We start from the raw sequence: 13,114 nt of genomic DNA on the forward strand, positions 1-13,114 counted from the left end.
CGAGACCATGAAGGTCATAGGCGCAACGGGATTCGATTCCCTCACCGTTCAAAGCAAATCCGGCGAATATTTCGACGCACCAATCTCTGCCCTAATCGAAGAAGCAACCGAAAAAGCGCCGCCGACCATAACAGTCGACGCTAAACGCCTCGAAAAGGTCGAGGCTTACCGGCGCGCCTTCGGATCCCTGCTCGCAAAGAACCGGTCGACCAGGAAAGAAGTGTGCGAGGCCGGCAAAGAATTGGGAATTAGCGTATCGGCCGCTTACGCCGCACTGAAACGCTATGCCGAAAGTGGTGAAATCACCCAACTCCCACCGCCAACGCGCCCCGGCGGTCGCGGCAAATCCCGACTTCTCCCCGCGGTCGAGCAAGTCATCCAAGACGAGATTGAAAAAACGCTGCTAAAGCGACGCAATTACGGCATCTCAAAATTCATCGAAAACGTCGAAAAGCGCCTGCGAAAGCTCGGTCTTGACGTTTCAGAGGCTACCCTGCGCAATCGGGTCGCAGCCATTCCCGACTACAAATGGACCAAAGCAAGGAAGGGATACGATGAAACCGCAAAAACGCATGAACCGCTGAAGGGCAAGCATCCGGAAGCCGCGCAACCTTTGGAAATCATCCAGTGCGATCACTGGTATTCGGATATGGAAATCCTTAGTGAGGACCGCCTGGACGTCATCGGGCGCGCGTGGATGACGATTGCCATCGATGTCTTCTCGAGAGCCATTTGGGGCCTTCACATCGGCCTCGACTCACCGAGCACGACAACAATGGCGCTCTGCATGATCAACGGCATGACGCGCAAAGACGCAATGCTGAAATCGTACGGCATTGACGCCCATATGCCAATCTATGGCGATCCGAAACGCCTTCATCTCGACAATGCCGGCGAATTCACCGGCAACTCCATCAAAATGTCCTGCGACCATTTCAACATCAAGCTGTCATGGCGACCGGTTCGAAAGCCCCAATACGGCGCCTATATCGAACGCTATAACGGAAATCTCGCCCAAAAATTCAAAGATTTGCCAGGAGCAACCGGTTCAAATCCGGGGGAAAGAAAAGCACTTCGCCCTGAAAAAACTGCAGCGTTCACGCTCGAAGATCTCACCAAACAGACGTGGATGCTCATTAACGAATATCACAATACCGAACACCTCGGCTTGGACGGAAAGAAGCCGATCGACAAATGGACAGAATATTTTTTTGGACCGAACGGGCAACGTCGACCAACGCCCCCGGTAAGAATCGACAATTTGGAGTTGCGTATCAATTGGTATCCACTAGAAAAACGAACGATCCAGCGTTACGGCATCCTGATAGATTACCTAGAATACTATAGCGAAACAATATTATTCCTTGTACGCAACAAAAAAGATTACGGAAAAATTGCCGTTCGCCGGAATCCTCTGGACGTTCGCGAAATTTATATACTTCATCCCGTCACAAACGAATGGAGCGTAGTTCCCACACGTCACCTGACCTTCCCCGTTGCCAGCATATTCGAATTAAAAGCGGCCAAAAAGATCGCTCACGCTATGAAGCGCAAGCCCACATCCGATTTGCTCGCCCAAATCATCGATGAACGCCGCCGCCACGTCGAAGAAGCGCAGAAGCTCACCAAAACGGCGAGGCGCGAAGCGTCCCGTCGCGCCCATCACACCCGCATGCGCAAAGCCGCGGCGCCCCAATCGCCGCAAAACGACGAGATAACCATACTCGCTGGAGCGCCAAACCCAAAGCCGCAGGCGGACGCGGCTCAATTTACCCCGCCGAAGAACCTGCAACAAAACAACGGCTTCAATGACCAAAGCCAAGACCTGTCAGCCTTGCTCAATAGCATTACGGATGATGACATCGAGGATTACCTCAATGACAGCAACTAGCTACGACGGCGAACATCTCCGATCCGAAATGCGTGAATACCTTCACATCGAAGGTCGCAGGCGGCTCGATGATTCTTGGGAAAAAATCTGGATCCCCACCTCGTCGACCCGTGAAGCGTTCAAAGAACTAGAAGATTGTATGAGGGCCGCTCGATCGACCAAACCGCTTGGTCTGGTGATTACGGGCGAGGCCGATACCGGCAAAAGCCGAACAATGAAGGCATTTCGCGACGAGCATAAGCCGAAAACAAACCCAGAGTCCGAATTCGCTGAATTTCCAGTCGTATACATAAACTCCCCCGACAAGCCAAGTCGAACGGAGGTTTATAAAAAGATCCTGGCGGAGATCGGACATCCCATCCTCTACAATGCCGGTGAAGAAGATTTACACCGCCATACGCTCAACATGATCCGAGGCTGCAACGTCGGAACGATCATAATCGACGAGATCCACGACGTCTCGCGCGAGCGTATGGGTAATCAAACACTCGAATTCCTGCGTTTTTTAAAAAATTTTATAAACGAAACGGGGCGTCCGTTTGTCGTCGGTGGCGTTCCATTAATTCTCGGCCTGATAGGATCAGATTTGCAACTTTCTGGGCGCCTAAATACCGTCATTCGGCTCGAACCGCTTAAAATCGTCGATTTCAGCAAGGTCGTTCTAGCGTACGAAAAATTTATGCCATTACGCCGACCAACGAATTTTCGCGCAGACGAAAATGCGGTGCAGTTTCTCTACACGCATTCACGAGGTTATATAGGACTGCTGTCCAAACTTCTGAAAAACGCATCGAAAATCGCGATAGATAGCGGCGAAGAGCGAATCACGCTGGATATTCTTCAGAAGGTTCCAGACCGCAGCATGCACGCCGTTGGCCACCGCCAAGCCTGATCATGTCGGGAATAAAGTCCACCACCAATTTGTGGACGGCCAAAAAATGGCCATACCGGCCAAGGCCGCGGCCGAATGAGCTATTGACGTCTTATTTGATCCGCATCGCAAATGGCCTCGAGATCAAGCCAATCTCGTTTCTAAACGCCGCTTGGGGGTCACGCCAATCGCTGCTCGATCAAGATCTCGATAATTATGCTCCTAATCATGTGATCGCACTTCTCGGCAAAGGCGTCGGTGTCGAACCCGATGCCGTCCACGCCATGACGCTTTTCGAATTCGAAGGACGCCTCAACGAAACCCACATCCCAATAGGCCGCAAAGCTTGGATCATGCCGACCACGGTCGCGTCAAACAACCGGAAACGCCCGGGCATGCAGTTCTGCCCGACATGCCTCGCTCGCGACGAACGGCCATATCTGCGCAGAACGTGGCGAATGGCTTTTATGACATGCTGCATACAACATGGCTGTCTCCTTCGAGATCGCTGCCCATACTGCGATCAGCCTCTGCATCCGCATTTGTCGCCGTCATTGCGCCACTGCTTTCGCTGTGGGCGCGATATTTCTAAGACCGTGGACAACGAAAAGCCTCGGTTCGAGATGATTGAGCAACAACGACGGTTCGAAACGGCCCTCGAACAGGGATGGGCGATGCTCAACCATCGGCCAATTTACTCTCATCTCTATTTTTGTGTGATCCGCAGGATCGCAGCCATGTTCGTAAATGGTCTTCGGGCCAAACCCTTTCGCGAGGCCGTCGTCAATCAGTTGGGCGGCGACGATTCCGAATTCGAAAAGCCCACAAAACGCCAACCGATCGAATACCTTGGTGTCGCGGATCGATACCGACTTTTCGACCTGGTGGAGCGAACGATGGAAGACTTCCCACATCGCTTTGTCAGCGCATGCCGAAAAGCAAGGCTGTCACGGTCACATCTCATCAAGGACATGCCTTACGTACCCTTCGTTTATGACGAAGTCGCCAAAGAATACCTCGATGAGAGGCCGTATTTCCCATCGGAAGCTGAAGTGATGGCGGCAGCGGCCTGGCTCCGGCGCACGCAGGGACGCGCGACCTTTCGCGATCTCAAAATGATCTGTGGCGAAAGCCGCGCGGCAATATACCAACATATGGATTACGAGCGGAACCCCGCGACACCTTCACGCTGGCGCGTTCGCGCATTTGATCGCTAATCTATCAAATAATCTTATTGACCACCCTCAAGATCAAGTCGGCGTATTCCTGCTCACCGGCCCAAACCCGGGGCTGACGTCTGACATAATTAATCGTGAAATCCGGCAAAGTCCTCGTTTTCCAGCGCGCATTTTCACGAACCGCAAAATTTTTGATCCTGTTCACTGCGTCTTCGTCGAAATCCCCTCTTGGGTTGCGGACAATAACGCCCAACGCCCTCTCATCCCACTCAACGGACCCCGCGTCCGCAAACATTACGTCGATTCCGTTGGCGCGCACGACGACCAGGAGAAGGAAGAACGCATACTTCCCTACGCCAACCTTGACGAACGCTGGCTCACCATCCGACTCGCCTTTTCCAAGCACGATCGTCCAGCCCTGATTTAACGCCGCCCGTCGCACCGCCAAGAACGTGCGGGTCATTGAGATCACCCGCGGATCGGCGGCGTCGAGTTCGGAATCACCAGATGCCGAACGCAGGATCGCCGCGTGACCGATATCGGGATTTCCACCACTTCTCCGGTCAGCAGTCGCTGCCAAAGCTTCGGCCCGCAAATTTTCAGCAACTACCTCCGTTTCCGGACGTTCCGGGCCCCCGCGAGCGATATACTCAAAGCAGATGTTGCGCTGCTTCGCGATCGCCGCTCCAGGCGCTGTCACCGCCGTCGTCGATTGTTTCGTGCCCGGCGCCTGCGAAGTCTGCAGAAGAATGCGTCGCGATTTGCCGATACGCAGACGGCTTCCTGAGCGTGGCAGGCCTATCCCCACAATCTTGCCAGGATGGCTGATTTCAAGGGTTTCAAAGCCAAAATCCATCTGAACGGCGCGAAGCCTCGTGATCAGCCGCCGCTTTCGAACACCGCCCTTATCGTCACGAAAAGCGAGCCAACGCTCGTCAAATGAAAACGTGACATCCGAACCAAACGGAAATGGCGTGACGATCTTGGTTTCGGCGTGCCGGCGCCATTCCGGCGCAACTGAGAGATTTTGATAAACGCCATCATGAGCGATGCGCATCCGGTCGTTAGTCAGAATGGCGGCCGCCATCAAAGCCTCCAAATCGCTCGGCTTTGACCGACACCAGAGATGAAAAACACCGAGATCGACAACACTCCTATAACTGCGTTGCCGATCAAAATACGGACGATCTCTGGCCACCAAAGGATCTCGAACACCGTCGAACGTCTGGCGCAAAAATCCAGAACTGACGCCGAACAACGCCCTCAAAACCTCCGTAACTTGTACCAGGCCATATTCCGAAACATTTGGCGGGCCGAGATGCACAAAATAACAATGAGAATCCGCGAAGGCCGAAGTCGAGAAAAACCCATCGCTTTGTTCGGGCAGGCATTCACCCAGCCGCTCAACGCCAAGGAATGAGACTTCCCTCGGAAGCCCAGACCGCGTGACGCGATCTTCCTGCCTGACGGCGCCGATCCATCTCGAGCCGACCGGCACGAGTCCGAGCTGACCGCATCCGATCCAGCGAGAAACCGAACCGGCGGCGGGATCGAACACAAACCCGCGAAACCGGTCTGGCCTCGCCAAAATAATCTCAATTTCGGTTTCGACAGCATCACCCGTGGGGCGTCGCGCCTTGCCGTACCCGACGACTTCCATCATTTCCGGAAGGTCCGAAAACGGTTCCAACAACAATGCTTTTTTCGACATGACCGCCATCAGAAAATGCCGCCATCATTCCCAAATCAATGAAGGAATTGGCTTCGCCACCAACATAAATCCGGATCGTTAATCGATTCCTTTGGAGCGGCCTGACGGCGCACCAAACAGCACCGCCAAAGCAAGCGCCGTCGGAACGCCGAGCCAGAGATAGGAGCGGTCATCCGTGGACATGGAACCCCTTCAACATATTTGTCCGTCGGCCAGCAGGCGCACGCCCTCGCCGAGGGAGGGCTGAGTGTTGACAAATCTCGGCGTCGGAGGTCTATTCCGCGCCATGGGGATCGCGGTCTCCCCACGAGGCGACATGCCAAAGAATCGCGTCCCGCTCTTTCAGCCGAGGACGCCGCATGTCTGCCTATACGACGATTTCTCCTGATAAGCTCTCGCGCCTGCTGGGTTCGCCCAAGGGGCCGATTCTCATCGATGTCCGCCCGGAAGCGGATTTCGCCGCCGATCCGCGCCTGATTCCCGGCTCGGTGCGTCGCGACGCCGGCGCCATCGCGCTCTGGGGGCCAGCTCTCGCCGGAACGGCGACGATCGTGATCGGCCAGCAAGGGACGACTTTCAGCCTTGGCGTAGCGGCTTGGCTGCGCCATTGGGGCGTGCGCGCCGAAACGCTCGAAGGGGGCTTCGCGGCCTGGGCGGCGGCGGGTCTGCCGCTGGTTCCCCAGGACAAATTGCCCCCGCGCGACGCGCAGGGCCGCACCGTCTGGGTGACGCGCGCGCGTCCGAAGGTCGACCGCATCGCCTGTCCCTGGCTGATCCGCCGCTTCGTCGATCCCAACGCCGTGTTTCTCTTCGTTCCGCCCTCGGAGGTTCCAGGCGTGGCCGAGGCGTTCCAGGCGGCGCCTTTCGATGTCGAAGGCGTGTTCTGGTCGCATCGCGGCTCCAATTGCGCCTTTGACGCGATGGTCGAGGAGCTCGGCCTCAAGACCGAGCCGCTGCTGCGGCTGGCGGCCATCGTACGCGGCGCGGACACCGCGCGTCTCGATCTCGTTCCCGAAGCGGCCGGCCTGCTCGCGGCCTCGCTCGGCCTGTCGCGGCTTTACGCGGACGATCTGGAGCAGCTTGATGCCGGGCTCGCACTATACGACGCCTTCTATCGCTGGTGTCGTGACGCCGTCGACGAATCCCACGCCGCGCACGCCGCCACGCCCGGGAAAAGGAAATGACCGATTTGACCAAAGACATTCCGGCCGCTGAAGCAGGACATGAAGGCGGACATGGCGTCACGCTGGGCGAGGCGTTCCGGGTCTGGTCGCGCATCGCGCTCCTGAGCTTCGGCGGACCGGCGGGGCAGATCGCCTTGATGCACCGCGTTCTTGTCGACGAGAAGAAATGGGTGTCGGACAGCCGGTTCCTGCACGCGCTCAATTATTGCATGCTGCTACCCGGCCCCGAGGCGCAGCAGCTCGCCACCTATATTGGTTGGCTAATGCACCGGACCCTTGGCGGGATCATGGCCGGGGGGTTGTTCGTCCTGCCGGGCGCGGTCGCCATCATGGTCCTCAGCATCGTCTATGCGGCCTTCGGCGGGGTCGGACTCGTCGCCGCGCTGTTTTTCGGGCTCAAGGCGGCGGTGCTGGCGATCGTGTTGCAGGCGGTCCAGCGCATCGGCAAGAGGGCCCTGAAAAATCGCGTGATGCAGGCGCTGGCGGGGGCGGGTTTTGTCGCCATTTTCTTCTTCGACGTGGCCTTCCCGCTCATCATCCTGGCGGCGGGCGTGATCGGCTTTTTCGGTGCTGAGGCCGGGCGAAATGCTCGACGGCCTCGGCATGGCGGAGACCACGCCCGGCCCTCTGATCATGGTGCTGCAATTCGTGGGCTTCATGGCGGCTTACCGCTCGCCGGGCGCGTGGCCGCCGCTGCTAGCGGGCGCGGCCGGCGGCCTGCTGACGGTCTGGGTGACGTTCACACCCTGCTTCCTCTGGATATTCCTGGGGGCGCCCTATATCGAGCAATTGCGCGGCAACAGGGCGCTGACCGGCGCGCTATCGGCGATCACCGCGGCGGTGGTCGGCGTCATTCTCAATCTCGCCATCTGGTTCGCGATCCATACAATCTTCCGCCAGACCATTCCGGCCCGCGGGTTCGGCTTCTCCTTCGACCTGCCGGTCCTCGCCAGCATGGACCCCTGGGCGCTGTTGCTTTCCATAGGCGCGGTCGTCGCCATCTTCCGCTTCGAGGCGGGCCTGTTGCAAACGCTCGCCGCCTCGGCCGCAGTGGGCGTCGCGCTCTATGCGTCGGGTCTGGTCTTACCTCTGGGCGCCTGAGCCGGACGGAAACCGCGATTTGGCGAACCGGGTGGCCACATGTTCGTCGCTGTTGGAGTAACTGCCATGCCACATCAAATCGAACGTCGAAGTTTTTTGCAGGGCGCCGGAGCGCTTGCGGGGGCCGCAATCCTCGCCGTCAACGCTGAAGGCCCCGCTCGCGCTGAAACTGTGTCCATTCATGGGAGGAAGCCGATGTCTTACGAACCAAAACCGATGTCTTTCGACCCGAAAAACGTCAAAGGCATTTCAGATAAAATCCTCGTCAGCCACTACGAGAACAATTACCTCGGCGCGGTGAAACGGCTCAACGCCATCGGCGCGCAACTGGCGGAACTCGATTTCGTCAAAGCGCCGAATTTTATCGTGAACGGCCTCAAGCGCGAAGAACTCATCGCCCTGAATTCAATGATCCTGCACGAGGCCTATTTCGACAGCCTCGGCGGCGGAGACGCGCCCAAGGGCGCGCTCGCCGACGCGATCGACCGCGACTTCGGCGGTTTAGAGCATTCCCCGTTTGTTTTGACTCGCATTTTTGCTGCGGCGGGATTCCCTTAAGCTCAAGAATGAGCGATTCTGCGCTTCTCTCTGATTTGGGGGCGCAAGATGTCGCGAGGCCATTCCTTCGATCTGCGTAAGCGTGTGATTGCGTTGGTCGAAGGCGGGGTGTCGCGGCGAGCTGCGGGGCGGCAATTGTTGGTCTCTGAATCTTCGGCGATAAAGTGGTTCAGGCGCTTTCAAGAGACGGGCAGCTTTGCAGAAAAGCCCGGCAAGAAAGCGAGACCGTCCCCGCTGGACGCGCATGCGGATTGGCTTTTGGCTTTGGTTGCGCGCGAGAGCGACCTTACGCTGGCCGAGATTGAAGCCCGTCTTCTGGATGAGCTTGAGGTCAAAACCACGGACAGCTCGATTGCGCGGTTCTTTCAACGCCACAAACTCAGCTATAAAAAAAACGCTGCACGCCAGCGAGCAGCATCGCGAAGACGTGGCGAAGGCGCGCGAAGAATGGAAAAGGGCGCAACCGGCGCTTGATCCGGACCGACTTGTATTTATTGATGAAACAGGCACAAACACGCAGATGACGCGAACGCGCGGGCGCTGCCAAAAGGGCAAGCGCCTGGTCGATTATGCGCCGCATGGCCATTGGAAAACGACGACGTTCGTCGCCGGGCTGCGCAATAACGCGATTACCGCGCCCCTGGTCGTCGATCGGCCGATGAACGGCGTGATCTTCCAGGCGTGGCTTGAGCAGCGCCTCGCGCCAACCTTGGTCGAAGGCGACATCGTCATCATGGACAACTTGCCCGCCCACAAGGTTGCGGGCGTGCGCGCGATCATCGAAAAAACTGGCGCAGGATTGCTGTATCTGCCGCCCTATTCGCCCGATCTCAATCCCATCGAGATGATGTTCGCCAAGCTCAAGGCCCTGCTGCGCAAGGCCAAAGAAAGAACCGTCGATAAACTGTGGGACCGCATCGGCCTCATCCTCAACGAGTTCAGCCCGCCGGAATGCTCAAACTATTTCAGACATGACGGCTATGGTTCAGGTTAGCCGGGGAATGCTCTAGATCGCTGGCGCTCGGAATTTTCCGCAATGGGCAAGGCCGAGGGCGGCGGGTCCGGCTGGGTCATCCTCGCTTTTTCTCCGCGCGACAAGAGGCTGATCAATCAATGGGCCGCCGACCACACGACGACGATCGCCGGCGGTCGGCCGATCCTCGTGCTCGATATGTACGAGCACGCCTATCACATGGATTATGGAGCGAAAGCTGGAGCCTATGTCGACGCCTTCATGGAGGCGATCCGCTGGGACAACGCCGCCAAGCTCTTCGACCAATATAGCCGTGAGGGGTGAGCCCGAGGCCATGTTCCTCTTCGCCGCGATCGAAATGCGCCTCTGGATGACGGTCCCATGAGACCTCACTCACGGATCGTTGTTGGTGCGGCGGCCCTTATGCTGGCCGCCGCCGCTGCGTACTCCCCGATCCGCGGCCTGATCGCGACCGATGTGGCGACGGCGCTTGGCCTCGGCGAAGCTCCCGCCCCGACGGTCGCGGAATTGACCCTAGCGGAAACCATTCCGCTCGGCGAGGTCAAAGGCCGACTCGACCATATGGCCATCGACCTGCGGCGCGAGCGGCTGTTTGTCGCGGAACTGGCGAACAATTCCCTCGCCGTCATCGACTTGACGGCGGGCAAACTGGCTCAATGGATAGAAGGACTGAGTGAGCCGCAGGGCGTCGCTTATGCGCCGGAAACGGATAAGCTGTTCATCGCCAACGGCGGCAGCGGCGTCGTACAGATGCGCAAGGGCGACGATTTGACCCTCCTCCGCGAAATCACCCTCGGTGACGACGCCGACAATATCCGTCAGGACGGCCCGGATCGTATCATCGTTGGCTATGGCGGCGGCGCGCTCGCGGTGCTCGACGCGGCGAACGGCGACAGGATAGCAGATATTGCTCTGGCGGCCCATCCCGAGGCGTTCCAGCCCGAGCCCGGCGGCGACCGCATTTTCGTCAATGAGCCGCGCGCCTTGCGGACCGCTGTGATCGCGCGCGCTTCCGGACAGGAGACGGCGCGCTGGGGCGCACCGGGCGCGGCGGCCAATTTTCCTATGGCGCTGGATGTGAAGGGGCGCCGGCTGTTCGTCGTCTATCGCATGCCGGCGCAGATCGCGGCTTTCGACACCAGGAACGGAGCGCTTTTGAGCCAACTTGCGACCTGCCGCGACGCCGACGATGTCTTTCACGACGCCGCGCGCGACCGCGTCTACGTAATCTGCGGCGAAGGCGCCGTGGCCGTACTCGACGCCAGCCAAGGCGGACTTCACGAGCTGTCGAGGCTGCAAACCCGCTTGGGGGCGCGCACCGGCCTGTTTGCGCCTGAACGCGACCGATTGTTCGTCGCCGTTCCAGCCCATGCGGGCCGACCGGCCGAAATCCGGGCCTATCGACCGAAATGACGCGCTCTTGGGCGCGGAACCGCAACCAAATAGGAAGGAATTGATCGCAATGCGGAAAATGACCGGAATTCGGCTATTCGCCGCGAGCCTTGCTTTTTCCTCTCCGGCCCTCGGCGCTTCACCGCAGAGCGAAGGGTTTCGTCAGCTTACCGGCCCTCAAATCACGCAGGCTTTCGTCGGCAAGACCTTTTCCGACGACGCTCATTTCTCCTTTCGCTATCGCCCCAAGGGCGTGATCGAGGGGATGAGCATGGGCCGCAAAGTCACGGACAAATGGGTGGTCCAGGGCAACCGCCTCTGCGTGACCGACAGTTTTGGTCAGAGCTGCTATGTCGTCTGGAAGAAGGGCGCGGCGGTGAAGCTCGTCATCGAAGGGACGGAAGTCATCCTTGACGGTTTTGTGCGGTGACCGAACGACGACCAACAAGCGCGTCCCGATTGCAAGTAATGGGCGCGCCGCTAACGCTTCTCTTTTTGGCGCGTGGAATGCGCGACTTCGGCGACGGCTTCGTCGCGGTGCTGCTGCCGCTTCACCTGCTGCGCCTCGGCTTTTCGGCATTCGAAGTCGGCGCGCTGGCGGGAGCGGCGCTGCTCGGTTCCGCCTTGTCACTTGCCCAGATATTTTATGAGCGCGGCTATCCCGAGGATCAAGACGGCGAGGATCAAGAGTCCAACAAGCCCCATGCCCCACATGCCGCCGGCGCCCGTCGTCCCATAATTTCCCATCATGGCGAACCTCATTCGATACTGGTGATCCTGGCCTCAGCGAACAAAGCCGCCGCGCTGAGGGAAAGGGCAATCGGGCGAATGGCGCGCTCCCCAGCGTTGACGCGTCCTACGGTGACGAGATCAGACCGCCGAGACCATGACAGTTGGTCCGTAGTGCGGTCATTCTCCTCACGCGCCGTCACCACCCAACAGTGCGAGAGCCGCTACCTGAGTTCTCGCTGTCTCTTCACCCGGAGAAAACCCGTCTAATCGAGTTCGGCCGCCTTGCGTCCAAACTGGTGGCTCTGGGTGTTCCACCACGAAGACAGCGCGGTCGTCGTCGCCACCCCGACTCCCTGCTTATTTGGCGACCGTGTTCCTCTCGAAAGCGATTCTATTCTGGTTAGACTTCTCAAACCAATCCCCATGTCGCCACTTCGCCATTGGCGCCGGAACCGATGTAGCAATGGAAAGCGCCGACATCGTCCTGATGAAAAGCGATCCGTTCGACGTGGTAGGGGCCATCGAATTGTCCCGCGCGACGCTCCGAAAAATGCACCAGAACTTGTGGTGGGCGGTCGGCTACAACGTCCTCGCCTTTCCTCTGGCGGCTGGCGTGCTCTATCCTATCAAGATCATGCTCAGCCCGGAGATCGCAGCGCTGGCGATGTCTGGCAGTTCGGCGGTGGTCGCTATCAACGCGCTGATGCTGAAGCGCACCAAGTTGACGGGCATTGTCCGCAAGAGCGCTACGGCGCCACCCGCCGCAGCCGCGCTCGCCGCTGTCGCGCACAACGCTACAGCATGATTAATCAATCAACCCCGACAGGCATTCCTGCGAGCACCCTGTTCGTGCTTTCGACTGAATTCAAGGCGCCTTGACCGTGCGCCTTTCCATCTGGGCTGCGACGACAGGACCGTCGGCGGCGAAGACAACGCCGGATTGGCTTCCAGCGCCAATTGCCGGCAACAGCGCAAAGCCTATCGCCTTCGCGACCCTGGATTGACGCAGGAAATAGAACCTTTGCATTGGAAGTCTCCTGTAAAAGGTCTATTCGGCGGCCGCGGTCTTGGCCTGTTGCGCGAGAGGCGCCTCGGCGCCATCTGCTCGCACGGCCGCGTCTTCGCGCGGCAAGGCAAAACCCTTGATGAGGTCATAGATCGCCGGGATGACGACGAGGGTCAGTAGCGTCGAGGACACCATGCCGCCAATCATCGGCACGGCGATGCGCTGCATCACCTCGGAGCCTGCGCCGGTGCTCCAAAGAATCGGGACGAGACCGGCCATGATGGCCGCGACCGTCATCATTTTCGGCCGCACGCGCTCGACCGCGCCGAGCATGATCGCTTCGTTCAGGTCGGCGCGCGTGAAAGGTTTTCCCTCCCCGGCGCGCTTGGCGGCGACCTCTCTCATCGCGTGATCGAGATAGATCAGCATCACGACGCCGGTCTCGGCGGCGACGCCGGAAAGAGCGATGAAGCCGACCGCCACCGCCACCGACATG

The 13,114-nt window shown here is 58.8% G+C and carries 10 protein-coding genes and 5 pseudogenes; 12 read left to right on the forward strand and 3 right to left on the reverse strand.

Annotated features, from left to right (window positions below; genetic code table 11):
- The first annotated feature begins 7 nt into the window (after window positions 1–7).
- The 3 genes from QZ409_RS02500 to QZ409_RS02510 are packed head-to-tail and all read left to right on the forward strand — an operon-like array spanning window position 8 to window position 3,979.
- Entirely contained in the window at window positions 8–1,891 is a 1,884-nt protein-coding gene (locus tag QZ409_RS02500) for a Mu transposase C-terminal domain-containing protein (protein WP_296706767.1), read from the forward strand.
- A complete protein-coding gene (locus QZ409_RS02505; protein WP_296706769.1) occupies window positions 1,878–2,783 on the forward strand; it encodes a TniB family NTP-binding protein in 906 nt (301 codons plus the stop codon). Before QZ409_RS02500 ends, QZ409_RS02505 begins: the two co-directional genes overlap by 14 nt.
- Before the next feature lie 2 nt (window positions 2,784–2,785).
- A complete protein-coding gene (locus QZ409_RS02510) occupies window positions 2,786–3,979 on the forward strand; it encodes a TniQ family protein (protein ID WP_296706771.1) in 1,194 nt (397 codons plus the stop codon).
- Window positions 3,980–3,983: 4 nt separating this feature from the next.
- On the opposite strand, the gene QZ409_RS02515 is transcribed toward QZ409_RS02510, so the two are convergent.
- The gene (locus QZ409_RS02515; RefSeq protein ID WP_296706773.1) at window positions 3,984–5,660 is read right to left on the reverse strand and encodes a hypothetical protein; all 1,677 of its coding nucleotides are present in this window, start codon (window positions 5,658–5,660) and stop codon (window positions 3,984–3,986) included.
- 350 nt (window positions 5,661–6,010) lie between these two features.
- On the opposite strand from QZ409_RS02515, the gene QZ409_RS02520 reads away from it, so the two are divergent.
- From QZ409_RS02520 to QZ409_RS02560, 9 genes and pseudogenes are all read left to right on the forward strand, one after another.
- Window positions 6,011–6,835 (forward strand): sulfurtransferase/chromate resistance protein, encoded by an 825-nt coding sequence (locus QZ409_RS02520; RefSeq protein ID WP_296706774.1) that lies wholly within the window; start codon window positions 6,011–6,013, stop codon window positions 6,833–6,835.
- A pseudogene (locus tag QZ409_RS02525) lies at window positions 6,832–7,936 on the forward strand (chromate transporter). The gene QZ409_RS02520 and the pseudogene QZ409_RS02525 overlap by 4 nt, the downstream one beginning before the upstream one ends.
- 66 nt (window positions 7,937–8,002) lie before the next feature.
- A pseudogene (locus QZ409_RS02530) lies at window positions 8,003–8,443 on the forward strand (twin-arginine translocation signal domain-containing protein); the annotation flags it as partial.
- A gap of 99 nt (window positions 8,444–8,542) precedes the next feature.
- Window positions 8,543–9,488, forward strand: a protein-coding gene (locus QZ409_RS02535) for an IS630 family transposase (protein WP_296706777.1) whose coding sequence is annotated in 2 segments (ribosomal slippage) — window positions 8,543–8,883 and window positions 8,882–9,488 — 948 coding nt in all. Because the reading frame shifts where the segments join, the coding sequence is not laid out codon by codon here.
- A 12-nt stretch (window positions 9,489–9,500) separates the two neighbouring features.
- Window positions 9,501–9,791: pseudogene (locus QZ409_RS02540) on the forward strand (Fe-Mn family superoxide dismutase); the annotation flags it as partial.
- Window positions 9,792–9,848: 57 nt separating this feature from the next.
- Window positions 9,849–10,901 (forward strand): hypothetical protein, encoded by a 1,053-nt coding sequence (locus tag QZ409_RS02545; protein ID WP_296706781.1) that lies wholly within the window; start codon window positions 9,849–9,851, stop codon window positions 10,899–10,901.
- A 49-nt stretch (window positions 10,902–10,950) separates the two neighbouring features.
- Window positions 10,951–11,310, forward strand: coding sequence for a hypothetical protein (locus tag QZ409_RS02550; RefSeq protein WP_296706783.1), 360 nt, complete (start codon window positions 10,951–10,953; stop codon window positions 11,308–11,310).
- A 38-nt stretch (window positions 11,311–11,348) separates the two neighbouring features.
- Window positions 11,349–11,507: pseudogene (locus QZ409_RS02555) on the forward strand (MFS transporter); the annotation flags it as partial.
- A 538-nt stretch (window positions 11,508–12,045) separates the two neighbouring features.
- A pseudogene (locus QZ409_RS02560) lies at window positions 12,046–12,417 on the forward strand (ATPase P); the annotation flags it as partial.
- A 60-nt stretch (window positions 12,418–12,477) separates the two neighbouring features.
- On the opposite strand, the gene QZ409_RS02565 reads toward QZ409_RS02560, so the two are convergent.
- Together QZ409_RS02565 and QZ409_RS02570 are read right to left on the reverse strand one after the other, a co-directional pair.
- Window positions 12,478–12,639, reverse strand: a complete 162-nt coding sequence (locus QZ409_RS02565) for a hypothetical protein (RefSeq protein ID WP_296706784.1) — start codon at window positions 12,637–12,639, stop codon at window positions 12,478–12,480.
- 21 nt (window positions 12,640–12,660) lie between these two features.
- Window positions 12,661–13,114, reverse strand: a 454-nt coding sequence (locus QZ409_RS02570; RefSeq protein WP_296706786.1) for an efflux RND transporter permease subunit, incomplete at its 5' end; no start/stop codon positions are given.

Source organism: Rhodoblastus sp. (genome assembly GCF_019449565.1).
GTDB lineage: Bacteria > Pseudomonadota > Alphaproteobacteria > Rhizobiales > Beijerinckiaceae > Rhodoblastus.

Bases quoted from the DNA above. Each gene is read 5' to 3' on its own strand.
- QZ409_RS02500 (WP_296706767.1), top strand. From the start codon at position 8: ATGAAGGTCATAGGCGCAACGGGATTCGATTCCCTCACCGTTCAAAGC.
- QZ409_RS02505 (WP_296706769.1), top strand. From the start codon at position 1,878: ATGACAGCAACTAGCTACGACGGCGAACATCTCCGATCCGAAATGCGT.
- QZ409_RS02510 (WP_296706771.1), top strand. From the start codon at position 2,786: ATGTCGGGAATAAAGTCCACCACCAATTTGTGGACGGCCAAAAAATGG.
- QZ409_RS02515 (WP_296706773.1), bottom strand. From the start codon at position 5,660: ATGGCGGTCATGTCGAAAAAAGCATTGTTGTTGGAACCGTTTTCGGAC.
- QZ409_RS02520 (WP_296706774.1), top strand. From the start codon at position 6,011: ATGTCTGCCTATACGACGATTTCTCCTGATAAGCTCTCGCGCCTGCTG.
- QZ409_RS02545 (WP_296706781.1), top strand. From the start codon at position 9,849: ATGAGACCTCACTCACGGATCGTTGTTGGTGCGGCGGCCCTTATGCTG.
- QZ409_RS02550 (WP_296706783.1), top strand. From the start codon at position 10,951: ATGCGGAAAATGACCGGAATTCGGCTATTCGCCGCGAGCCTTGCTTTT.
- QZ409_RS02565 (WP_296706784.1), bottom strand. From the start codon at position 12,639: ATGCAAAGGTTCTATTTCCTGCGTCAATCCAGGGTCGCGAAGGCGATA.